Origin of the sequence: Microcoleus sp. N9_A1 (assembly GCF_036701795.1) — a bacterium.
Classification (GTDB): Bacteria; Cyanobacteriota; Cyanobacteriia; order Cyanobacteriales; family Microcoleaceae; genus Microcoleus.
Genome location: NZ_JAUBRI010000039.1, coordinates 29876 through 51773, shown reverse-complemented (window position 1 = coordinate 51773; position 21898 = coordinate 29876). Strand labels below are relative to the sequence as shown.

General features: G+C 43.1%; 22 protein-coding genes. 15 read left to right on the top strand and 7 right to left on the bottom strand.

Annotated features, from left to right (window positions below; translation table 11 throughout):
• The 6 genes from QUA58_RS18540 (at window position 1) to QUA58_RS18515 (ending at window position 9521) form a co-directional block, all read left to right on the top strand.
• The gene (locus QUA58_RS18540; protein ID WP_333395201.1) at window positions 1–1461 is read left to right on the top strand and encodes a tetratricopeptide repeat protein; all 1461 of its coding nucleotides are present in this window, start codon (window positions 1–3) and stop codon (window positions 1459–1461) included.
• Between the two features lie 97 nt (window positions 1462–1558).
• Window positions 1559–4495, top strand: a complete 2937-nt coding sequence (locus tag QUA58_RS18535) for a helicase HerA domain-containing protein (RefSeq protein WP_333395200.1) — start codon at window positions 1559–1561, stop codon at window positions 4493–4495.
• Window positions 4496–4535: 40 nt separating this feature from the next.
• Window positions 4536–5054, top strand: coding sequence for a hypothetical protein (locus tag QUA58_RS18530; protein WP_333395199.1), 519 nt, complete (start codon window positions 4536–4538; stop codon window positions 5052–5054).
• 133 nt (window positions 5055–5187) lie between these two features.
• Window positions 5188–5985 (top strand): hypothetical protein, encoded by a 798-nt coding sequence (locus tag QUA58_RS18525; RefSeq protein WP_333395198.1) that lies wholly within the window; start codon window positions 5188–5190, stop codon window positions 5983–5985.
• A 62-nt stretch (window positions 5986–6047) separates the two neighbouring features.
• On the top strand, window positions 6048–7973 hold the full coding sequence (locus QUA58_RS18520; protein ID WP_333395197.1) for a hypothetical protein: 1926 nt from the start codon (window positions 6048–6050) through the stop codon (window positions 7971–7973).
• 36 nt (window positions 7974–8009) lie between these two features.
• Window positions 8010–9521, top strand: a complete 1512-nt coding sequence (locus QUA58_RS18515) for an Hsp70 family protein (protein ID WP_333395196.1) — start codon at window positions 8010–8012, stop codon at window positions 9519–9521.
• Here the strand turns inward: QUA58_RS18515 and QUA58_RS18510 are convergent.
• Window positions 9488–9745, bottom strand: a complete 258-nt coding sequence (locus QUA58_RS18510; protein WP_333395195.1) for a hypothetical protein — start codon at window positions 9743–9745, stop codon at window positions 9488–9490. The two genes, QUA58_RS18515 and QUA58_RS18510, sit on opposite strands and share 34 nt — an antisense overlap.
• Window positions 9746–9751: 6 nt before the next feature.
• Between QUA58_RS18510 and QUA58_RS18505 the strand changes: the two genes are divergently transcribed.
• Entirely contained in the window at window positions 9752–10285 is a 534-nt protein-coding gene (locus tag QUA58_RS18505; RefSeq protein WP_333395194.1) for a hypothetical protein, read from the top strand.
• 184 nt (window positions 10286–10469) lie between these two features.
• Here the strand turns inward: QUA58_RS18505 and QUA58_RS18500 are convergent, their stop codons facing one another.
• Window positions 10470–11015, bottom strand: coding sequence for a transposase (locus tag QUA58_RS18500; RefSeq protein WP_333395193.1), 546 nt, complete (start codon window positions 11013–11015; stop codon window positions 10470–10472).
• Window positions 11016–11383: 368 nt separating this feature from the next.
• Between QUA58_RS18500 and QUA58_RS18495 the strand changes: the two genes are divergently transcribed.
• Entirely contained in the window at window positions 11384–11821 is a 438-nt protein-coding gene (locus tag QUA58_RS18495) for a papain-like cysteine protease family protein (RefSeq protein ID WP_333395192.1), read from the top strand.
• 8 nt (window positions 11822–11829) lie between these two features.
• On the top strand, window positions 11830–12156 hold the full coding sequence (locus QUA58_RS18490; RefSeq protein WP_333395191.1) for a hypothetical protein: 327 nt from the start codon (window positions 11830–11832) through the stop codon (window positions 12154–12156).
• Window positions 12157–12222: 66 nt separating this feature from the next.
• Here QUA58_RS18490 and QUA58_RS18485 read toward each other — a convergent pair whose 3' ends face one another.
• Window positions 12223–12558: a DUF5615 family PIN-like protein gene (locus tag QUA58_RS18485; protein ID WP_333395190.1), complete on the bottom strand. Its 336-nt coding sequence runs from the start codon at window positions 12556–12558 to the stop codon at window positions 12223–12225.
• Window positions 12542–12865 carry a DUF433 domain-containing protein gene (locus tag QUA58_RS18480; RefSeq protein ID WP_333395189.1) on the bottom strand — a complete coding sequence of 108 codons (324 nt, stop codon included), beginning with the start codon at window positions 12863–12865 and terminating at the stop codon, window positions 12542–12544. The genes QUA58_RS18485 and QUA58_RS18480 overlap by 17 nt, the downstream gene beginning before the upstream one ends.
• Window positions 12866–13110: 245 nt before the next feature.
• Between QUA58_RS18480 and QUA58_RS18475 the strand changes: the two genes are divergently transcribed.
• Entirely contained in the window at window positions 13111–13584 is a 474-nt protein-coding gene (locus QUA58_RS18475; RefSeq protein WP_333395188.1) for a type II toxin-antitoxin system VapC family toxin, read from the top strand.
• Window positions 13585–13588: 4 nt separating this feature from the next.
• Window positions 13589–13768: a hypothetical protein gene (locus QUA58_RS18470; protein ID WP_333395187.1), complete on the top strand. Its 180-nt coding sequence runs from the start codon at window positions 13589–13591 to the stop codon at window positions 13766–13768.
• A 50-nt stretch (window positions 13769–13818) separates the two neighbouring features.
• On the opposite strand, the gene QUA58_RS18465 is transcribed toward QUA58_RS18470, so the two are convergent.
• Window positions 13819–14835 carry an adenosine kinase gene (locus QUA58_RS18465; protein ID WP_333395186.1) on the bottom strand — a complete coding sequence of 339 codons (1017 nt, stop codon included), beginning with the start codon at window positions 14833–14835 and terminating at the stop codon, window positions 13819–13821.
• Window positions 14836–14994: 159 nt separating this feature from the next.
• On the opposite strand from QUA58_RS18465, the gene QUA58_RS18460 reads away from it, so the two are divergent.
• From QUA58_RS18460 to QUA58_RS18445, 4 genes are all read left to right on the top strand, one after another.
• A complete protein-coding gene (locus QUA58_RS18460) occupies window positions 14995–16554 on the top strand; it encodes an AAA family ATPase (protein WP_333395185.1) in 1560 nt (519 codons plus the stop codon).
• Between the two features lie 87 nt (window positions 16555–16641).
• Complete coding sequence (locus QUA58_RS18455; RefSeq protein ID WP_333247151.1) at window positions 16642–16968, top strand: hypothetical protein; 327 nt, start codon at window positions 16642–16644, stop codon at window positions 16966–16968.
• Between the two features lie 181 nt (window positions 16969–17149).
• On the top strand, window positions 17150–17944 hold the full coding sequence (locus QUA58_RS18450) for a YdcF family protein (protein ID WP_333247153.1): 795 nt from the start codon (window positions 17150–17152) through the stop codon (window positions 17942–17944).
• Between the two features lie 280 nt (window positions 17945–18224).
• Window positions 18225–18458, top strand: a complete 234-nt coding sequence (locus QUA58_RS18445) for a hypothetical protein (protein WP_333214159.1) — start codon at window positions 18225–18227, stop codon at window positions 18456–18458.
• Window positions 18459–18550: 92 nt separating this feature from the next.
• On the opposite strand, the gene QUA58_RS18440 is transcribed toward QUA58_RS18445, so the two are convergent.
• Complete coding sequence (locus QUA58_RS18440; RefSeq protein ID WP_333085253.1) at window positions 18551–18784, bottom strand: ferredoxin-thioredoxin reductase variable chain; 234 nt, start codon at window positions 18782–18784, stop codon at window positions 18551–18553.
• Between the two features lie 281 nt (window positions 18785–19065).
• Entirely contained in the window at window positions 19066–21834 is a 2769-nt protein-coding gene (locus QUA58_RS18435; protein WP_333395184.1) for a DUF3536 domain-containing protein, read from the bottom strand.
• Window positions 21835–21898: the final 64 nt, after the last annotated feature.

Here is a 21898-nt window from a genome sequence, read left to right as displayed (position 1 = left end):
ATGGCTGTATCTGTTGACTACTACCAACTTTTAAGTCTCGACCCTAAGTGGGACACTGACAGACTCCGAAAAGCACTAAATGATGCTTTTCGTGGCAACCTAGGTCGTATTAATACTGCTACTCACGAAAAACGTGAGGAGATTGAACAGCGCCAAGCTTTAATTCCTAAAGCTCGAAAAATACTTCTCGATCCTGATGCTAAGGCTGAGTACGATCTAGAATTAGCCAATTGGAAACGTACTAACCCTCCCCAACCATACGGACCAGCTATACCAACCTTGCAAGAACTATGGAAATTAATTGATGAGGGGCGTTATCTGGATGCAGTAGAAGGCGGTCAAAAATTAGTTAAACATACTCCCAATGACTATCTAGCTTGGGAAGTATATGCCCGTGCTAATTACTATAGTAAAGAGTACAGAACTGCTGTCAATGCAGCCGAACAAGCAATTCGGTGTAATCCGCAAAAAGCTGAATTGTATGCTGATGCTGGTGAATACTTAGCCGCTGATGAGCAATGGGATAAAGCAGTTCTTCAGCTTAATCGAGCTATTCAACTAGAACCGAATAATTATGGTTACAAATTAAATTTAGCTAGTATCTACATAGGTCATGAAATTTGGGCAGATGCAGAAGCACTGATCAAGGGAGTATTGAGCCAAGAGCCTTCTAATTCAACGGCGAAATATTTTATGGCAGTTGTAATTCATGACCGAGCGGCAGAAAGGATATCGGAAGTGGTTGAACTCGCAAATTCGGGCAAACAAGGACAAGCTCGCAAAATTTTGAAAGAAATTCAACTAAATTTTGATGATGCACAAAAATTAGTAAGCGGTAATATTGAGTTTTCGGAATTTATCGGTGATAACTCAATACAAGTAAGGCGGTGGTTGGGAGTGAATTTTTATTATCGGTTATTTGGCTTTGCACTTGATGGAGTTTTGGCCTCTCCTGGATTTGCATTAATGGCTATTGACGGAGGTACTAATCAGTTAGCTACTATTGGGGGTGCCATAGTTGTCTTGGCAATTTGGGGCTATTCTTGGGTATGGCTAGCATATAAAAATGGCGGGCAAGACCTCATTAAACGTCTATTAGGGATGCAAATTGTCAGTGACGAGCAGAGACTTCCCAGCTTAGGTCAGTTAATTACTAGAGCCATGATTAAACCGTTTAATTTCTTTTTAGCTTACTTGGTATTTGGTCTAATCATTGTGTTTTCCATGTTCGGACATCTGGGACAAATGGGAAGTGGTGTTAGTGCAGCCATTGGTATGACGATTGGAATGATGTTTATCGGTCTCAGAATTTTCTGGGATTTATTCTTCGTTACCAGTAAAGAACTGATGCCAACCTTTTTTGGTTCGGCGTTATTTATGCATGAGAAAATAGCACAAACTACAGTTGTAGCTTCTAACAAGAATGATGTGATGAATTTTGGTGAATATCATTGGTTCTAACAGTAAATTTAATTAGGGGGATCACAAAAAATTGTAGAGATGTTACATAAACATCTCTACAAATCAAGCAAAGTCAAGTACCAAAAATTAATTTATTATGTCAACCTTAGTTTATCGAGTCACACATCTGCCGGATTTGGAAAAAACAGAATATCACGCTCGGTATGGCGACGATCCGGCATCGCGTCTATCAGAGATGCAAGGTAATTTCCTCTACACGCTGCATAATATTGCCAATCAATATCCCCTGACTTGTAGTTTGGTTTATAGTTATAATCCTGATGAACCACATCAAGACCTTAAATTAGCAATTTTTGTGAGAGTTAATTTTGAGGATACTCTAGGACAACAGGATTTAGAACAAATTTTAAAAATTTTTGAAAGTTCTTTTTGGAAAGATTTTTATGAAGTCAAAAAAATCGTCGGCTCCATACATTTAGATTTAAATTGGGTAAAATTTATTTGTTTTGGAATTAAGCAAGAAGAAAAAATAGAGCCCACGGTTGCTCCTCGAAAGAACAAAGAAGATAAAATTATCAGTCCTTCCTATTACTATTGCATCCAGCCTTTTGAACCTAATGATGACAATAATTTAGTAGGCTTTGTGTCTCAAATTGAATCTTACCAGAAAAGAGTAGTGGTTGAGATTGCCATTAAACCCACTATGCTGATAGAGACAGAACAGAAGTCCATAGAAACTCTACTTCGAGGTTTGGACTCGATCACATCCTATGAATCAGAAACTTCACAGGTTTCTGGAGAAAGGAAAGATAAGCCTATCGATCCGATCGCCAAAAGAACACTCGATCTATTTGAGGATTTACGAGAGGCGGTGCTAAATCGTCGTTTGTATGAATTTTCCCTGAGAGTTTTAGCCGAAGAACAATTCACCGCCAGTCTATTATTGAATGAGTTTTGGGTAGAATCTAGCGAACAACCATTGTATCGAGAAATTGGAATAGGCAAAAACGATCCGCGATTTGCCAAAGCCATACAATCAGTCGAACTAGGAACCATATTCCCTGAAGCAATTTGGACTGATTACTGGAACTCGGTTGCTGACAACAGTACCTGGTTCAAGTTTAGGCGGCTGCATCGGTTATTTACAGTTGAGGAAGCGCAGGCTTGTTTTAAGGTGGTTATTCCCGATTCAGTAGTAGTATTTAGCGGCATTCCCAAGGAAACCGATTTAAAATCAGCGCAGTCTCAAGATGCTATTTTATTAGGATGGCAAGCAGGAAAATCTCAAAATCAGGCTTTAGTCCCGCTGAACAATTTTAACAAGCACGTTTTTATTTGTGGGGTTCCGGGTTCTGGGAAAACAACAGCAGTCTTGAATTTACTATTTCAACTTTGGACTGAACATGGGATTCCCTTTTTAGTAATTGAGCCTGCCAAAACGGAGTATCGCGCTATGCTAAAGTGTGCTTATAAAGAAGAGGAATTAAAGCGCGAGTCCAATCCAATTACAAGTCAATATATAAAAGCCAGAAATGTAGAAAAATTCATTTACAAAATGCAATCTGATTTGTTAATATATAGCTTGGGAAATGAAAGAGTTTGTCCTTTTAGATTTAATCCTTTTGCTTTTTATGGCAAAACCACTTTAGATGAACATATCTCAACTTTAGAGGCTTGTTTTAAAGGGGCGTTACCGTTGTTTGGCCCGATGCCTGCTTTACTTGCAGAGGCGATCGAGCAAGTTTACGCAAAACTTGGATGGCAACCCCAAGATACCGCCGACTATGGGATGCACCAACAACGAGAATTTCCCACTATGCAAGAACTCTATCTAGAAATCACAGAAATTTTGGATGCTAAACAATATTCATCTGATATCAAAAGCGACCTCAAAACCGCTTTGGAAGTCAGAATTGGTGGGTTACTGCGGCGTAGCGTTGGCAGTATGCTAAATACTCGCACCTCAGTTCCCGATATTGCAACTTTAATGGAACGTCCGGTGATTTTGGAGATGGATTCTTTGAATGAGGAGCAAGCTAATTTAATGACAATGTTTATTTTAGCAACCCTGCGACAATACGCGCGGGTCACACGTAAATCTGGAAGTCCATTGAAACATATTACGGTAATTGAAGAGGCGCACAACATTGTTGGTACTGATGCTCGATCAAGCGGAGATGAGGGTGCATCTAATCCCAAGGCTGAAGCTACCAAATACATTGTCAAAATGTTGGCAGAAATGAGAGCTTTGGGAGAAGGGATGATAATTGCCGATCAGTTACCTAGCGCGGTTTCACCAGAAGTAATTAAAAATACCAACGTCAAATTAGCTCATAGAACTGTATCAGGTGACGATCGCGAAATTCTCCAACAGTCCATGCTTTTGACTGGTACTCAATCGGAGGATTTGGCAAGATCCAGTCCGGGGGATGCTTATCTGTTTATGGAAGGGACTTACAAACCAGTCCGCATTCAAGAACCTAATACTAAGTTAATTTATGGGATTGAGGAACCACCTACGGATGAGGAGTTAGTAGAGTGTGTGAAGAATAAGGAGTTTTATCAGGTTGCGATCGCGGCTAAAAACTCTTTACATCAAGAAAAAGTCAGTCAATGTCTAAAGGATGTTTGCAGTCGCTTAGATATTCTTTATCAAAGTTGCTTACCAGAATTAACTAATGGCGAACAACTACTAGAAATATCTCACTCTCTTAAACCAGAAGTCAACCAACTAAATTTATTGAACGAAAGGCTAAAAGAGTTTATTGTGCTGTTGAATGAACGAATAGAAGTAACTCATACTGAAATTAAAAACATTTGGATAACTAGCTGCAAGCAAGGTGTAAATGATGCCATTCAGTCTAATGTTGCCACTCAAAAGGCTCTATCTAAGTTAACAATAACTCAGCAAAATTTACGTGTTACAGAAGCTGCTTGTTTGGGAGTGCATCAAGCAATTAACACGCTGAAACAAGGGTTACAAGAAGGAGATATAAACCTTCAATTTGTGGGTGAAAATTATCAGAAACAAGTTGGTGATATCTTAGTTAATTTTTACGAGCAAACAGCTTAGGTAATTTATTTGATTTCATTCATATCTAAAGGAGCTAAAAATGCCTAAAAAACGCAGCAAACAAGAATTTACGAAAGAAAGCGACAAAATCAAGGAATCTAGCCGAGAGGCAATAGATAAAGCCACTAAAGTTGCTGATTTTGCTGCTGAAACTAAAAAGATGTTAGAAAGTTTGGAAGGAGAGGCATTCTCTGATACAACGGCTGAGATGAAAGCAGCTAACGAACAACTTCAAGATGCTATTGACGAAAGAGAAGAAGAAATCGTAGAAGAAGCTGACGAAGTTGACGAACAGTTTAGCGAAGAATCCGAGGATCTCTATGCTGGAATTGAAGGCAATAAATCTGATATTAGCCAACTTAAGAATCTGGAAAAGCAAGCTGAAAAAGCAGGTGTAGTAGAGGCAGGAATTGCTCAAGCTGAGAAAGCAAAGCAAGGGGAAATTGCTTTTTCTGAAAATGAGGCTAAAGCTATTGAAAATGCCCAGAAAGAGCAGCAAAAACGCATAGAAGAGGCCAAGCGGAAAAGGCAGGCAAATCGTGCTGCTTATGGTGATTAATTAATAGGGTAGACAATAAATTAGCCTCTTGTTCGCTTGATAACATTCTTCAAGAACAGAAAATAGATTTCTCAGTCTAGTTTATTTAATTGTTCAAACTTAAGGAAATCAATTCAGTGAGGAATTTAGTTTTATGGCACCGGACAAATTATTTACAAGGATTCATCTCGAATCTCAAACGAAAAGCCTGGGTGACAACCTCAGAAAAATTCTGCAAAGAATTAAAAGTATTGCCATCACTCGTTATGTAGTAGAGGGCAATAATAAGCAGTCAGCAGAACACGACTGGCTGCTTGGAGAACTTGATAAAGTCGAGGCCCAGATTAAGGAATTAATTTCTAGGTGTGATGCGTGGATTAAAGGAAATCAATATGATATTGACAAAATTAAGAAAGAAAGAACAAAGATTTTGCAAGGAAAAGCAGATAACAAACAAGCAATGGCAAAAAATATAATGATTGCCGAAAAAGAATCAGAAATTAATTTTTTGAAATCACAAACTAAGAGATTAAAAGATGATTTAGATTTTTTAAACAAGGAAGAAAATCGAAACAAACGCTATCGCTATCGCTATAGATTAGTCGAACGAAAACCCGCAGTATTGGCTTATAGCACTGACAATTCGCAAATCAAAAATAAAGAAAATATTAGAATAGAAGCTTTGGACAAAAATAGTCAACAAAAAGGCAGAATAACTGCTACATTCAAAGAAAATGGAACAGTATTTATTGTCTGGACAGAAGCAATTCCTACAGGAGAAGGGACAGGATCTTTGCTTTATAAAGCTCTTGAGAATCTATTCAGTCCTGGAACGGTAATTTACTTTAAAGAGAATAAAGAGCCTCTTTTTTGGCTAAAAATGAGATTTATGTTAAAACCGTTTGATGGGGAAGAGGAAGCTAAATACTACTGGAAAAGAGTCTCTTCGTAATCAACGTATAGCTAATAAATTGTCCCACTCTGAGTTTAATTATTCACATTACAAGGAGCGTCATGTTTTTTTCTATCTTATTCAAGAAATACTACGACCAAATATCCTCCGCGTTACTGCCAGAATATAAAAAGTCTGTGGGTAAAATCCATATTAGGGATATCCAACCCTTATTTGATACGATCGCTAACTATGGCTTTTCTATTCCCACCCAACACGCACAAAATCTAGTCCAATCTTTTCATAACCGTTATCAAGTAACCTTCAAGCCTTTGGCATTTCCCGAAGATTCCATAAAAGAAGATGTCAAAAATGAGATAGAACCAGAATGGTCTGGTTTCTTTAAAACTGTTACTGCTTTCATCGACAACCATAATTTTTATAAAGCGATTGAAGCAGCTTTTCAACGTCGCTATCAAGGAATTGTCCATGCTGCCGAGATTTTGGCTAAAAGTGTCAAATTAATTGCGGAAATTACCAAAACTTATGATGAAGCTGTTAATGTGGGTAATTCGAGAGCTAAATTGCTTAAAGGATTGCAATATTTAGCGGGTGACAGTCAGTTGCTAATGTCTCGTTATCAAACTCAAATTGAGTGCTTGCGAGATAAGTTCAATCATTACTCTTCGCAAACGATTGAAAGTTTGCAACAAGCTAAACAAAGCCTCTCAGCGGAAGTAGAAAAATTGCTCAGTAAAGAGCGAGCTACTCAATCTGACTATGCCCAATTTTTTATGGATTATCGCTTGCGAATTACTCAAGAAATTGATCCTATTTGCGACAGTTTAAAAATTTTTAGTTTGAGAGGTCAAGAGTTGCGATCGCGCCTAATCGAATATCTAACAGACTTGCAAGACAGACACCCCGAACAATTAGAATTAATGCGAGGCGATCTCGATCGAGAGTTTACCTTAGTATGGGATGAATTAAAGCAAATGCAATCAGTAGAGACTGCTAACATAAAAGCACGTCAAGCCATTCAAAGTTTTGCTAATTCGACTCGCTTAGAATTTTTTCAAGATGTCGCAGAAGTAAAACAACAGGTAGCTTTAAGAGGTATTAGCGATACAATTAGAGAGTCAATTGATTTACTATCTATTCAGCAAAAAATTGAGTTAATAGAACAGGAATATCATCACCAAGTCAATGATTTAGCTGAAGTAGAGCGTCAGTATTTAAGCCTCAGAACAGAAACTTTAGATAGTTTAGAATCTCCAGTAAAGTTTACGTTGGAGCAATTAAACTTAGCAAGTGAGGATATTTTTGTTCCTGTTCAAAATTCTTATCGATTGGTTGTCGGAAAGTTAGAAAAATATGGTAGTAATAATGAAGAATTGCTGAACCAGCTAACTACAGATGGTATGTTACTAGGAATTAGTGACTTTGGTCAGGCGATCGAAAACCCAGTTCAAGTCTCAATATGCCTAGACATAGAAAAAATATGTCAGGAAATAGAGCGTAAAATTACTGATATTGGTTTAGAGAACCGCATAGGATTTATAGAGATATTGTTAGATGAAGGAAATACCTTTGATAAACCTGCAATTTTATTCTTCACTCGTCAACCCCAAACAGAACGACCAGAAGTTACAGCTTTATTAGAAGTAACCCAAGAAGGTAAACTGGCATATATCAGAAAATTAGTCTGTATATGTCCGCTTCCCTCCCATCTCCTCAACAATTTATTAGAGGGTTACAAAACAACGTTTAAGAACAAAAACCGGGAGGTGATGCAACTAATTGCAGATGAATTTCTTGCTAATAAACTCAAGCTTGATTTCCAGAGTTGTATCGCTCAAGCGATGGTTCACGCTAAACAAAGTCTCCGAGATATGTATCTGGAAAATCTCAGAGAAGACACTTTACAAAAAGTCGTCAGTGATGATTTAGAAAATAACATTTTCTTAAAAACTATTGACGGATTGATTATTAAAGCCTTGGATGCTGCAACTGGCTTTGAAGAGGAATCTGAAGAGCTAAACTGGTAATTTTTGTCTAATTTATTCTCAATAGGAGGCTATGTGATGAACACTGTTATTGGCATCGATCTAGGAACAACATTTTCAGCGATGGCTTACATGAAAGATGGCAAGGCTGAAATTATTCCTAATAGTGAAGGCGAGAGAATTACCCCATCAGTTGTATTTTTTGATGATGATAAGAGCATACCAGTCGGTACTTTTGCGAAAAATGTTGCTGTTTCAGAGGGCGATCGGGTCGTGCAATTTATCAAGCGTCGTATGGGCGATGACTATCTGATATACCAACAGGGAAAGGACTGGCGACCTGAAGAAATTTCTGCTTTAATTTTGGAAAAACTCAAAAAAGATGCAGAATCTTATCTAGATACCAAAATTCGGGATGCAGTAATTACAGTTCCCGCCTATTTCGACGATCGTAAAAGGATGGCGACTAAGACCGCAGGAGAAATTGCAGGACTAAACGTACTTCAAATTATTAACGAACCCACTGCGGCGGCGATGGAATTTACCGCCAGCCAAGAAGTGCAAAATAAAACTATGCTCGTTTATGATTTTGGTGGTGGCACATTTGATGTTACGATCATGCGAGTTGATGGCAAAAAAATTGATGTCATTGCTACTGGCGGCGACCATCAACTCGGCGGAAAAGATATTGACGATCGCATAATCGCTTACTTTCAGGAAGAATTCCAAAAAGCAACTGGATTCAATCCTTTAAACTCTCTAGCTGGTCAGCAAAGACTCCGAAACGAGGCAGAAGCTGCTAAAAAACGGCTATCTTCCTCTTCTAATACGCGGGTTGCTCTTGATGTAGAAGGTCGTCAAGCAAATTTTAAAATTACTCAAGCTAAGTTTGAAGACTTAATTGACGACTTGATAATTCGCGCTGAAACGAATATTGAGTTAGTTTTAGAGGATGCTAATTTAACTCCACAACAAATTGATGATGTTCTCTTAGTAGGAGGTTCAAGCCGCATACCAGCAGTTAGCAAACGGCTAACAACTTTATTTGGCAAAGAGCCACTGAAAACCGTTAATCCTGATGAAGTTGTAGCTCAAGGTGCAGCAATTTTAGCTCAGAGCTTGGCGATTGAATCAGGTCAGGCAATTCCTACTCCCAATACAGTTTTGCCTCAATTTTCAGATGTTTGCTCTCATAGCTTAGGAGTCGTCTGTCTCAATGACCGTCGAGTACCAGAAAATTCAGTAATTATTCCCAAAAATAGTACGATTCCTTGCAAATTATCACAAAGCTATGGAACTGTTAGAGATAATCAGCCTGCTGTAGAGATTAAAATTTTGGAAGGAGAAGATAAAGATCCAGAATATTGCACAAAGTTGGGAACAGCAGTGATAGAAAATCTTCCGCCTTCACCCGAGGGTTCGGAAGTAGAAATTACCTTTGCTTACGATGCTAGTGGGATTCTAGGTGTGACTGGTATTTTTGTTCCAACGGGGCAGAAAGTAAATACAACAATTAAAGTAGAAGGAGCTATGTCACCCGAAGAAACTAGGCGCAGTCAGGAAGAAATTAAAAAACGCAATATTGAGTAGCGATGGTTCAAAAAAGGGCGTGAAGCGAAGCTATCCCGAAGGGAATCGCCCTTACGACAAAAAGTGCGATCGCCCTTAATCCCTCCCCATCCACCTTCATCTGCGGTTGCTAAAAAGAGTGATCGCCCTTGACGACAAAAAGTGCGATCGCCCTCTAAAACAATCCCCAATACCCAGACTTCCCCACAACCACCTTCCTTAAATCCCAACCCTCTCACAGACATTGAATCATGATTAAACTAAAATTCAAGATATTAGGAACACTAGCCCTAATCAGTGCAATTGGCATAGATTGTACCAGCCTAGTCAAACCAGCCACAGCACAAACCGCTGCATCTCTAGCCTACCATCTCAAACAAGCAGGTGCTAAAATGTACGGTGCTTCTTGGTGTCCTTACACTCGAAAGCAGGCGCAATTATTCGGAAACGTTTTCAGCCAAGTTCAATACATTGAATGCTCCCCCAATGGTAGAGATGGTGAGTTTAATTCGCAGTGCGCTAAAGCTGGGGTTTATAGTTTTCCTACATGGGTAATTGGTGGTCGCACCTATAACGGTATGATGTCTATTCAAGAAATAGCCAACTTTTCTAATTATGGTACACCTTCAACCACCAACGACAAAGTAAAAATATGTGACTATAAAGCCGACCTGATTTTCTATGAAAGAAATCCTCAAATGTTGGGTCGGAAAATTTCTAGTAGTCAATCTAATTTAGCTAATGAATGGTCAGGAATTAGAAGGAATATTCGGGGATGTCAGTAATGCACTAAAGCCCTAGTATTTGTAGGGGCAATCCCCCCGTGGTTGCCCCTGTTTGCCACAACAAGGTCGATCGGATGTAGGGGCAATCCCCCCGTGGTTGCCCTAGGCCAGGGCGGGCACGGGGGCACCGCCCCTACATATCGGGTTGCGGGCACGGTTGCGGGCGGGCACGGGGGCACCGCCCCTACATATCGGGTTGGGGATGGTATTTTTCTAGATGCAAAGGCTCATCTTCCCAAGCGATCGGATTGTTGAGGATATATTCACGAATTTTTTCGCAAGATTCCTCATCCCGAATAATATGTTCGTGATAATTTCGCTGCCAAAATTTTTTGGGAAAGGGTGTCCAACCTAAGTTCGCAACACCATGTCGATATTTAGTAGTTGTCAGCGATTTGAAACGTTGAACCACATCTGGCAATGTCATGGCTTTCTTAGGAGTAGCGCCAGAAATATTGTCTGGCATCAAAACAATGATTCCGTGAAAATGATCTGGCATTAACACAGAAGCATCTACTTCTACACCTGGATAATGGAATGGCAATTCATTCCAAATAGTTTGCACCATCATCCCTGGTTCGCTCAGATATATTTGGCTATTGCAGATTTCTCCTAATGTATGTAAACCATCTTTAATACAGATAGTGACAAAATAAGCTCCCGCTTGAGAATAATCATATCCCTTGAGGCGAATAGAACGCCGATGATGTTTAGCAGCATCGTACTTCATGATAATTCCATTGTGATGTCAAATCAATTTTACCGTAGGGGCGGTGCCAAGAATGCCCCCCCAATCCAACGTAGGGGCGGTGCCCCCGTGCCCGCCCTGGCCTAGGGCAACCACGGGGGGATTGCCCCTACATATGCGGTTGGCGCGATCGCCCTTTCATCCATCTGCGCTTGCTAAAAAGGTCGATCGCCCTTAACACAAAAAGTGCGATCGCCCTTGTGAAAATAAAGCTCACCATCTATAATCGATCGATAACCCCTATCCTTTTCTCAGGAGCATCCTCATCAGCACAAAGCCTAGCAGTTCCCCCGAACCTCAAGAGGAATCGCCAGCACTTTTAGGAGCGGGTGGTCGTTGGCCAGTCATTGATGAAATTGTTGACCCCAGAGTTGTCAGACAGCAAAGTAACCTATCTTGTGGCCCTGCCAGTGCTGAAATACTCCTCAAAGATCGAGGAATTGCTAATATTGAACAAGCCAAAGAATGAAAATTTAACAGGAGCACCCACATCCGCTGAAGAAATTGCCAATGCCCTTAACGAACTGACTCCGGCTACTTCTCATCAATGGCAAGCTGGTTTTATTAATACATCAACACCTCTAGCAGCTTTTAACCTGTTATTAAATACCGGACAGTCGTGGATGGCTCAAATGAAAGAATTTGGTAACAGAGTCGGACACATGGTAGTAGTTCACGGTCTCGATCAGACAGGACTTGTTCTAATTCGAGCCCCCTGGGAAGGAACAAGGTATAAAATGAATATAGATGAATTTTTAAAGGTTTGGAATCAAATTGCAGTTTTCTGAGGCATCCCATGAATATAACAGTGCTTTCAATAGAACCAGCGAGCGAGTTGGGAACATTCAATACGATCGTATTGCTCGATCGAGAGCAGCATCAGTTTACCATGACCGCAGAAACAGCCCAAGCTTCGGGACAGGCTATCCCGTTAATCAAGGGCGATGTGCATTTCTGTCAAACCTTTAAATGGAATCAGGAAGCCAGTGTTAAACTGTATAAGCTATTGTCTCAATTTAATCGGGGAGACTGTCTAGAATTTCCCATTAATCTTGGCGATTTTGAATTTCTAGAAATAGAACGATTCTCTTTAAAGAAGGAAGTCAAAATATCTGTAAAATAAGGCCAAAGCTCGTTACTTCTGATGTGCGATCGCCCTTGTTTCAAAAAGCGCAATATCCCTTCGCCCTCACAAATACTCTACCATTCCGACCATATCTTCCGGTGTGTAAATTTCATAGAGCAAAATCAACATTTCTATTACTTGTCCGATCGAACGACTGCCTTGTTTAAAATAAGCCACACCAGGATGATCCTTACTCATACCAGCCATAACTAGAAAATCTCGATCCTGAGTGACAAGCACTCGCTGCTGCTGTTGAATAAACAACCACTGCTGCTCATCCATCTTAGTCCTTAATCCTGCTTCAACCGTTGTCGTCACATCAATGCCATAGAGACGTAACGCCCTAGCAATGTCCGGATCGATATGCTCATCTAAATGAAACCTAATTCGTCGGCTCACCTTTTAATTCCTTTATTTTTGCTTGTAACCTACCTGGATTTTGACGCATAAATTCATCCACAAAAGCATCATCTTCTGCTATTTCTCTGTCAATTGCTTGGCGATGATCGTAATAATAAGCCATAGCGTCATAAACTGCTGCTACAAGCAGATCGTACTTAGTGGCAATTTCTAAAAGAGAATAACCCATTTTTAGGTGCATCACCATCACGTCTTGTACGGCGATTCTCGTCCCAGCAATCCGGGGTTTCCCGCCTCGTACTCCCGGTGTCATTTCAATGTGTTCTACGCTTACTGTTGTTGTCATGATTTTTTATTAGGTATGATTCAAAAATAATACTATTATAGCCCAAATAGATATGTTTACAAGCTCGATAAGTTGGAATTTTGAATAATAGCGATCGCCCTTAATCCCTCCCCATCCATCCACCTTCATCTGCGGTTGCTAAAAAGAGCGATCGCCCTTAACACAAAAAGTGCGATCGCCCTTAAAATCGGAATAGACAAACAACATGGTATGGTTAACATGAAATTTGCGATAATCCATTATGTATGAGTGAAACTGTCTACATCGAAACCAGTATTTTGGGCTACCTCACCGCCAGAGCCACCAAAAACCTGATTATAGCTGCAAACATTGAGGTAACACGAGATTGGTGGGAATTTCGACGAAGCAACTTCAGGCTCTACATCTCACAAGTTGTTTTGGACGAAATAGCAGAAGGTGACTCAGAGATTGCGACTCAACGTTTGGAGATACTTCGCGACTTTCCCTTGCTGGAACTCAATCAAGCTGTACGAGACTTAGCAGGACAATTTCTCACACGAAGCAATCTTCCGCCTAAAGCTGCTGCTGATGCGGTTCATATTGCGACAGCTACCGTTTACGATTTAGATTACCTGCTAACATGGAACTGTAAGCATATCGCTAACGCTCAAATTCAGAGAAAACTTGCAGAAATTAGTTTTGATTTTGGATACCAATTACCGATCATTTGTACGCCTTACGAACTACTAGGAGGTTGAATTTATGTGGCAAGATGAGCTCGTGGAAGAAATCCACCGAATTCGTGAAGAACACGCCAAGTCCTTCAACTACGACTTGGATGCCATGTTTGCAAATTGGCAGAAGAAGCAGGCTGAAAGTGGAAGGGAAATAATCTCAAAATCACTCAAGCCACGCACTCAAACCACTCCTATTTGTGGTTAAAAAAGAGCGATCGCCCTTAATCCAAAAAGTGCGATCGCCCATTTCAATTTCTAACCAGAAATCACCTCACTCAAAAGATGAGCCTGAGAACCCTCAAGCCGAGGCCCATGAATCTGCACCACCCTAGAAGCCAAGAAATTACCCCAACGAGCAGCTTTTGTAGCACTCAAACCATTAGTAAGCCCAAACAAAACACCGCCAGCAAAAGCATCACCAGCACCCACAGTATCGATCGCCTTTACGGGAAATCCAGCCACATCCACAATCTGTTTGTTCTCCACCACCATGCAGCCCTTATCCCCATTCGTGATAAAAGCCAAATCGGAAATTTCGCTCATTTTCCGAGCGCACTCTTCCAAAGATTCCTCCTTAAAAAAGCTGCGAACTTCATCAGCATTGCAAAAAATTACATCGCAATATTCCGAAACCACCTTGTGAAAATCATCAGCAAATTGAGCGACCAAAAAGCCATCGGAAAAAGTAAAAGCCACCTTCACGCCCAGACGCTTAGACTGTTCCATCGTCTCAATGCTAGCCTTTCTCGGATCGGGAGCACTCCAAAGATAGCCCTCAACATAACTGTACTTGCAGTGAGCCAGTCGATCGACATCAATATCAGTCGCAGCCAGAGTAGTAGAAACCCCCAAATTAGTACACATCGTGCGTTCCGCATCCGGCGTAGTCAGCACTACACAAGTACCAGTGGGCTCCTGCGACGACTCAGCAGGATGCACGTTAAAATCAATCCCCGCCGCCAGCAAATCTTGGCGGTAAAATTCCCCGTTAGTATCCTTAGCAACCTTCCCCGAATAATACGCTTTACCGCCGCTCTGAGCCAAACCAATCATCGTATTTGCCGCCGAACCGCCCGATCGCATTTGCAGCGAATTGTGCTCTAAATCGTGCAAAATCCCCCCCTGCGTTTCCGAATTCATCAGCGTCATCCCGCCGCGATTCAGCCCGCGATCGAGTACAAATCCATCTTCTACCAATGCTAGGATGTCTACAAGGGCATTGCCGACGCCAAACACATCCACGGAACCAGATTCTTGATTATTTTCTGTCATCGCTGCTTTTTTTTACACTAACTATCAACTCTATAATAAATCGGATTAAAGTCAACATCCCCACTCCCAATCTAAAGTCCCCAACTTAAAATCTAAAATTCAAAATTCAAAATCCAAAATCCCCAATCTAAAATCTAAAATCCAAAATCTAAAATCGCTATGACTTGTCTCCCACCTCTGATTCAGCAAATGTTGCATCCCGGGTTTTACCCGCACGGGGTGACAGAACCTGTGCAGCTAATTCAGACTCATGGCTCCTTTGTTCTCCTGACAGGAGATTATACTTACAAAATCAAGAAACCAGTCAATTTTGGTTTTTTGGACTATTCAACTTTGGAGAAACGGCAGCATTTATGCACCCAAGAATTGCTGCTGAACCGACGCACTGCACCGGAAATTTATCTAGAAGTTTTGCCAATTGTTAAAATTGGGAATTCGTTTCAATTTGGCCGCAACTTACCTGCTATAACTCCGGCTGAAGTTGCTGTAGAATACGCACTTAAAATGCGTGAATTTCCTCAAAATTCGCTGTTGCTTAGTTTGCTGGACTGCGGACTGTTGACCGAGCAAATTATGGCAGACTTAGGGCGGGAAGTTGCCAAGTTTCACAGCACGGCAATTAGTAATAGCTACATTCGCACATTTGGCGAAGTCAATCAGATTCGGACAGCAATAGACAACAATTACCTGATTTCGCAAAAATATATCGGGGGGCCGCAGACTCAGGTACAATTTCAGGAAACTAAAGATTATACAGATGAGTTTTTTGAAAAAAATCAAGAATTATTTAACCGACGGATTGCCAATAATAAAATTCGCGAGTGCCACGGAGATTTGCACTTGCGGAATATAGCATTGTGGCAAGAAAAAATATTGCTATTCGACTGCATTGAATTTAATGAGCCTTTTCGCTTTGTTGATGTCATGTACGATGTCGCTTTTACAGTAATGGATTTGGAATCGCGCGGGCGCAGAGACTTGGGAAATGCTTTTCTCAATACTTACATCGAACAAACAGGCGATTGGGAAGGACTGCAACTGCTGCCTCTGTATTTGAGCCGTCAAGCTTATGTGAGAGCAAAAGTAACTTCGTTAATGTTGGATGATGCCTCGATTCCAACTGCCCAAAAAGCACACATTTCACAGACAGCAGCTCATTACTATAAACAAGCTTGGCAATACACACAACCACGCCCAGGAAAGTTAACTTTGATGTCGGGTTTATCTGGTTCTGGCAAAAGTACAGCGGCTCGATATTTGGCTCGGCGCACTGGGGCAATTCATATTCGATCCGATGCTGTTCGCAAACATTTAGGCGGGATTTCTTTAAATGAACGCGGGGGGCAAGATTTGTACTCGGATGAAATGACGGCCCAGACTTATGGTAGATTGTTAGAGTTGGGGATAATTCTGGCTGACCGAGGTTGGGATGTGATTTTAGATGCAAAGTTCGATCGCCAAAACTTGAGAACCGATGCGATTAATCAGGCTCAATCCCACGGCTTATCCTGGCAAATCGTTTACTGCACCGCACCAATTGCTGTATTGCGAGAACGGCTGCAACAGCGCCGGGGCGATATTGCCGACGCGACAGCCGAACTATTGAGTTCGCAGCAAGCCACTTTTGAACCTTTTACAGAATTAGAGCAAATTTCTTTAAAGATTGTAGATGCCGCGCAAGACTTAGAGGTACAATTAAACTTGATTTGTGGGGAGTAGTTGCAGCGCGATCGCCCTTGGCAATCTTACTTGTCTGCTAATATTGTCAATATCTTTCTGTGTTATTACAAACAAAACTTACAGCTCATGCCAAAATTTACCGGAGACTCCAAGGGGTTTAGCCCCGCCCTGATATGGTTTGTGTTGTTTACCGTTGGGTTTCGCTTAGTAGGATGTACGCTGCCCCTGAGTCTCGGCTTGGGTGTCATCGGTGGCGTGGCAGCAGGTTTAATTGTCGCTTGGTGGCACAACGAATTACTACTCAACCCGAATATAAATTCCAAGGACACAACCTCGGATGCTATCCTCAACAAAGAAGTAGTGCAAAGGGACGGCCATAAATATAGCAAAACCTCTAGGGGTGATGCTGCTACATTTTTTGGTTGGTTATCTGGACCAGAGGATCGTCGCTAGCACTGAAAATAGTTTTGAGTATTGAGTTGTAAGTTTTAAGTTAAAGAGTTCATAATTAAAAACTCACTACTAAAAATTAACCACTCCCGCCCGTTAAATTACCAATTACAGATTAGCGACTAACGATGGTTCATTTCCAATTACCCATTACCGCTAACGAGCAATTTGAATTACTTGCTTAATGTTTCTATTTCTATCGAAACTCCTGCCGCTGTTTATTTATCCTTTGGGGTTGAGTTGCCTGTTAATGATGGCGGCTTTAATCACACTTTGGAAGCGTCCCAAATGGGCGGCGGCGCCAATTGCTGCGGCTCTAATTATTTTACTGCTCGGAAGTAGCGGTTGGGTTTCAAAATCGTTAGTTCGATCGCTCGAATGGCAAAACTTACCAACCGCCGAACTCCCCCAAGCTGAAGCGATAATCGTCTTGGGCGGTGGTGTCAAAGCAGCTTTACCTCCCCGTCCTTGGGTAGAATTAGGTGAAGCGGGCGATCGAATAATCTATGGTTCCCGACTTTACCGGCAAGGCAAAGCTTCCCTGCTAATTCTCAGCGGCGGTAGAGTAGATTGGAAAGGCGGCGGGCCTCCAGAATCGGCAGACATGGCAGAAATTGCCCAAACAATGGGTGTACCGGCATCAGCAATTCTGCAAGACCCCGATTCACACAACACCTATCAAAATGCCGTCAACGTGCGGAAAATTTTAGATGCTAAAGCTATAAAAGGGCCGGTTTTGCTAGTGACATCGGCGATGCACATGACTCGATCGCTCTTAATTTTCAAGCGTCAGGGAATAAAAGCAATTGCCGCACCAACAGACTTTCAAATCACGCAGCAGGATATCGCAGCATCCCAAAGCAATTGGCAAGCAGTCGCCTTGGATTTATTGCCGGATACCTATCAGTTAAACCAGTCAACTAAAGCTTTGAAAGAATACATCGGCTTAATCGTTTATCGGCTGCGGGGATGGCTTTAACAGAATTTTAGATTTTAAATTTTGGATTTTAGATTGAAGAATTTAAGCTAATATCAAATCCGGTTGCATCCCAATTATAGGGGCGTGGCGGGCTTATATAATTTGTCTATACTTATCAAATATCTGGGCGAACGCGCCCCTACAAAACTTCATCAGATAAAATTCCGAATCAAACGGATACGATCTAAAATCTAAAATCTAAAATCTAAAATTCTATGATTTAGTGTGTTAGCTTAAAGTCAATACAGCCAATATTAGCCACCGTCGCCCCCAAACAGTCATGCTGCCCCACGAGTTGCAAAACATTGCCCCAGAACCGACTCCCGCGGCCGAAATTTTTCAGAGACACCAAATTGTCCGCGAGTTTTACGATGAAATTAAGTACCGTCAAGAACTAGAACTTCACTGCCAGTGGTATTACGCTACAGCCAAGCAGCATCAGCAGGAATTGCAGAAAATGCAGGGAGATTGGAATATTTTAGGTTGGTTCAGCCGCAGAGGGTCGAAAAATTAAGGATTAAATAAATTACGAATATTAACTTAATCCCACTTTAAAAAACTGAACCCCAAGATCCCGACTTCTTTAAGAAGTCGGGGATCAAACAACTAGACTTCAGAAGAGATCAATTCAACCTCATCTTCTTTGAAATGAGCTTTAAATTTTTTGTCAAACTGAACTAGAACCGGCCAATTAGCACTGACAGGTCTGCCGTGCCATTCCTGAACGATCGCCACGACTTCTCCTTCCATACCCTTAATATCAAATGGTTGACTGCGATTTTCAGGATGGTGGTAGACAACAACAGAGTTTTTAATGCAAACGCGATCGCCAACTTTCATAAATTTAAACTTAGTGTTCTTTCTTTCAAACTCTACAAAGCGCGCAAGTGCAGAACATCTGTACGCTTTGGGGACAGTCTTTTTATCTTCCCACATAAGTAGAGCGAAAACTTAAACAAAATTGGCGGTTCTCTGTCGGTGCTTCGATCGCCAGCCAAGATCGGCATGGAGGCATCCAGGCCGATCTATTCTCGGTTGAACCCGCAGGCCTGATCGGCATTTAAAGCTCGATCGGGCGGATTCTCAAGGACGGGAATTGATGCCGGCTAATCGGGAAACTGTTAACTTAACTGATTTAACCAACACTCCACATCAACTGCCAAGGTTTGACCCAACTCCAGCAACTGCCGGATCGAAGACAACTCCCAGCCGCCGCCTGAACGCGCAATTTCCAAGGCAACGGCAGCCCCCGCAGTTTCGTCCGCCGAGGCATCTTGCCGTTGCAGCCAGCCCAAACACAGAGGCACAATTTGGCTGTACAGAGAATCGAAATACAGTTCCTGCGATTTGTCCAAACACAAGCCTAAACTCAGCCGATCGCCCACAGCAATCAAACGCTCGATCGTGCGGATATCAGCTTCCAACTTGACAGGCGAGCGCTCATCCACACCCGATCCTGCTTGCAGCAGCGCGTCTAGCGATCGCCAAACCATCTTTTCCAAAATTTCCTTGACTTCGGGAACGTTCAACCGACAGCGGAGATGGCCGCTTTCAGTGGCGATCGCCTCAATTTCGGCCAGCAGCGGTTCCACATCCTCCGTTTCCACTTCCAGGGCCTTCGCCGCCGTCAAACAGCGGTGTCCCAAAGCCACCTCAGCAGCCACCTGCAACTCTACCGGCACCGGGAGCTCGTCGCGGTGGAACGCCATCATCACCCCGTAATTTTCGCGGTAAACCTGAGTGTAAAGCTGATCCAACCGAGTCAAATTTTCCTGACTCAGCAACTGCACGATCCGGTGGCGTTCCTCAGCGAATAAATCCCGCAAGCTAAAGGACTGATCCCCAAACAGCCGCACCATTTCCAGAATCGCGTGGGCCGCCGAAGCTTCTTGCATAACTCCAAACAACCGCTCTTTGAGCATAGTGTACGATCGGCGGCTGCCAAAAGGCTGAATACAGCAGTGGAAGTCCCAGCCGCCGAGGTGCAACGCAGCAAACACAAAAACCTCTGTTTCCCGCGTAATTTCCGAGGTTAACTGCAATTGACCCACAGCCAGAGTCATCGATCCCATGCGCTGAATTTGGAAATCTTCCTGCAGGGCCTGATAGCAGTAAACTCGTTGTTCGCGGGGATATTTGGCAAACAGAGAACTGATCGCGTAGTGGGCGGCTACCTGTCTGAGACTAATTTGGGCTGTCACCACGAGTTTGCGGTAAACTTCGGCCCCTGTTTGGAAATAGTCAACGTTGCTGGGTACGAGGGCTAGTCGATCGACAAAATCCTTTTCTAGCTGCACGCCGGTAACTTCGCCCGCCAATTCCAGCGCCCGGGCCGCGTAGCGCAGAATTTGCACGCCTTCTGGCCGCGAGATTTCTTCAAAAAACCAGCCGCAGCTAGTGAACATTAACAGGGTGTGGCGCTGCATTTCCAGCAGCCGCAGGGCGTCCACCTGTTCGGCTGCGTCGAGTTGGCGCACTTGATGGCGTTGGAGGAAACTGTCAACATTAGCGGTCGATCGATCGCGGATGACCTCAATATATTCATCTCTGGCTTTCCAGGGATCGCGAAACAGCTTGCGTCCCGCTTCTTCGTAAATCGGAATCAGTCGATCGCGCAGCCAATTGAGAGTATCCCGCAAGGGGCGGCGCCATTTTTGGTTCCACTCGCCGCCACCGCCGCAGCCGCAATCATCTTGCCAGCGATCGACCCCGTGAGAACAACTCCAGGCCGTCACGGGTTTGAGTTCCACTTCCCAAGCGCTCGGATTTTGACTTAAATAATGAGCAAAATTCGTCACCGTCCAGCCTCGACGGGGAAACTCTTCTGTGAAGGCGTAGGCGAGGCATTTTTCCGTACTGTGTTTGTGGTGGCCGAAAGTTTCGCCGTCCGTCGCCACGCAGATTAATTGAGCCGGTCGGTGGTCTCCCCGTACTGCTTGACCCAAGCGCCCCACCAAGTGGTGGCTGCTGCTGAGAACGTCATTGAAGCCCATATCGCGCGAGATCGGGCCGTCGTAGAAAAAGATATCAATGTAGGGAGTGTTGGCAGGTGTGGCTTCGGAATTTTGGAAGTGTCTGCGGCCAAAATGGTGAGTGCTCAGCGGCGAGAGTTGGTGGTCAGCCATTAACCGCATTTCTGGTTTCAAATAGCAGCGGTACGGGCGAGTCGGATCGATTTGACCCCCGCCGACTTCGTGCCATTCGGAATTTTGCCCTGGTTCCCCTTCGTGGTTTTGCCCGATTAGCGGGCGGCAGCGTTCGGCTTGGGAGGGGGCTAAGACAATGAAGCGGATGCCTTCAGCGACTAAAACTTCGAGGGTGGCGTAGTCTACGGCGGTTTCGGCGAGCCACATTCCTTCGGGATCGCGACCGAACCGGGAGCGAAAATCTGCGACCCCCCACCGAATTTGGGTGTATTTGTCTCGCTCGTTAGCCAGCGGCATGATGATGTGATTGTATACTTGGGCGATCGCGTTGCCGTGACCGTTGAGCCGCTGACAGCTTTTGCGATCGGCTTCCAGAATCCGCTGGTAGACTTCCGTGTCGTAGCGTTCGAGCCAGCTCATCAGGGTGGGCCCGATGTTGAAGCTCATATACTCGTAGTTATTGACGATCCCCGCGACTTCGCCGCGGTCGTTGAGTATGCGGGCAAAGGCGTTCGGGCGGTAGCACTCGATGTCAATGCGTTCGTTCCAGTCGTGGGCAGGAGAGGCGCTGGCTTGGCGTTCGATCGCGTCCAGATAAGGGTTTTCCCGGGGCGGCTGGTAGAAGTGACCGTGAACCGTCACGCACACCCCTGTTGCAGCAGTCACGCTGCTTTGGGTTGCAGCCGTAACGGTTGGCGAAGACAAAGGTAGCAGATCGGATTGAGTTGTAGAAATCGAAACCATGCGATCGAATCCTCAAGTAGTTAATGACAATAAAATCAGCCTATTTAGAAACTGAAACCTTACG

What these genes read in the sequence shown, in the direction of transcription:
- QUA58_RS18540 (WP_333395201.1), top strand. Translation starts at nt 1, where the DNA reads ATGGCTGTATCTGTTGACTACTACCAACTTTTAAGTCTCGACCCTAAG.
- QUA58_RS18535 (WP_333395200.1), top strand. Translation starts at nt 1,559, where the DNA reads ATGTCAACCTTAGTTTATCGAGTCACACATCTGCCGGATTTGGAAAAA.
- QUA58_RS18530 (WP_333395199.1), top strand. Translation starts at nt 4,536, where the DNA reads ATGCCTAAAAAACGCAGCAAACAAGAATTTACGAAAGAAAGCGACAAA.
- QUA58_RS18525 (WP_333395198.1), top strand. Translation starts at nt 5,188, where the DNA reads ATGGCACCGGACAAATTATTTACAAGGATTCATCTCGAATCTCAAACG.
- QUA58_RS18520 (WP_333395197.1), top strand. Translation starts at nt 6,048, where the DNA reads ATGTTTTTTTCTATCTTATTCAAGAAATACTACGACCAAATATCCTCC.
- QUA58_RS18515 (WP_333395196.1), top strand. Translation starts at nt 8,010, where the DNA reads ATGAACACTGTTATTGGCATCGATCTAGGAACAACATTTTCAGCGATG.
- QUA58_RS18510 (WP_333395195.1), bottom strand. Translation starts at nt 9,745, where the DNA reads ATGTCTGTGAGAGGGTTGGGATTTAAGGAAGGTGGTTGTGGGGAAGTC.
- QUA58_RS18505 (WP_333395194.1), top strand. Translation starts at nt 9,752, where the DNA reads ATGATTAAACTAAAATTCAAGATATTAGGAACACTAGCCCTAATCAGT.
- QUA58_RS18500 (WP_333395193.1), bottom strand. Translation starts at nt 11,015, where the DNA reads ATGAAGTACGATGCTGCTAAACATCATCGGCGTTCTATTCGCCTCAAG.
- QUA58_RS18495 (WP_333395192.1), top strand. Translation starts at nt 11,384, where the DNA reads ATGAAATTGTTGACCCCAGAGTTGTCAGACAGCAAAGTAACCTATCTT.
- QUA58_RS18490 (WP_333395191.1), top strand. Translation starts at nt 11,830, where the DNA reads ATGAATATAACAGTGCTTTCAATAGAACCAGCGAGCGAGTTGGGAACA.
- QUA58_RS18480 (WP_333395189.1), bottom strand. Translation starts at nt 12,865, where the DNA reads ATGACAACAACAGTAAGCGTAGAACACATTGAAATGACACCGGGAGTA.
- QUA58_RS18475 (WP_333395188.1), top strand. Translation starts at nt 13,111, where the DNA reads ATGAGTGAAACTGTCTACATCGAAACCAGTATTTTGGGCTACCTCACC.
- QUA58_RS18470 (WP_333395187.1), top strand. Translation starts at nt 13,589, where the DNA reads ATGTGGCAAGATGAGCTCGTGGAAGAAATCCACCGAATTCGTGAAGAA.
- QUA58_RS18465 (WP_333395186.1), bottom strand. Translation starts at nt 14,835, where the DNA reads ATGACAGAAAATAATCAAGAATCTGGTTCCGTGGATGTGTTTGGCGTC.
- QUA58_RS18460 (WP_333395185.1), top strand. Translation starts at nt 14,995, where the DNA reads ATGACTTGTCTCCCACCTCTGATTCAGCAAATGTTGCATCCCGGGTTT.
- QUA58_RS18455 (WP_333247151.1), top strand. Translation starts at nt 16,642, where the DNA reads ATGCCAAAATTTACCGGAGACTCCAAGGGGTTTAGCCCCGCCCTGATA.
- QUA58_RS18450 (WP_333247153.1), top strand. Translation starts at nt 17,150, where the DNA reads ATGTTTCTATTTCTATCGAAACTCCTGCCGCTGTTTATTTATCCTTTG.
- QUA58_RS18445 (WP_333214159.1), top strand. Translation starts at nt 18,225, where the DNA reads ATGCTGCCCCACGAGTTGCAAAACATTGCCCCAGAACCGACTCCCGCG.
- QUA58_RS18440 (WP_333085253.1), bottom strand. Translation starts at nt 18,784, where the DNA reads ATGAAAGTTGGCGATCGCGTTTGCATTAAAAACTCTGTTGTTGTCTAC.
- QUA58_RS18435 (WP_333395184.1), bottom strand. Translation starts at nt 21,834, where the DNA reads ATGGTTTCGATTTCTACAACTCAATCCGATCTGCTACCTTTGTCTTCG.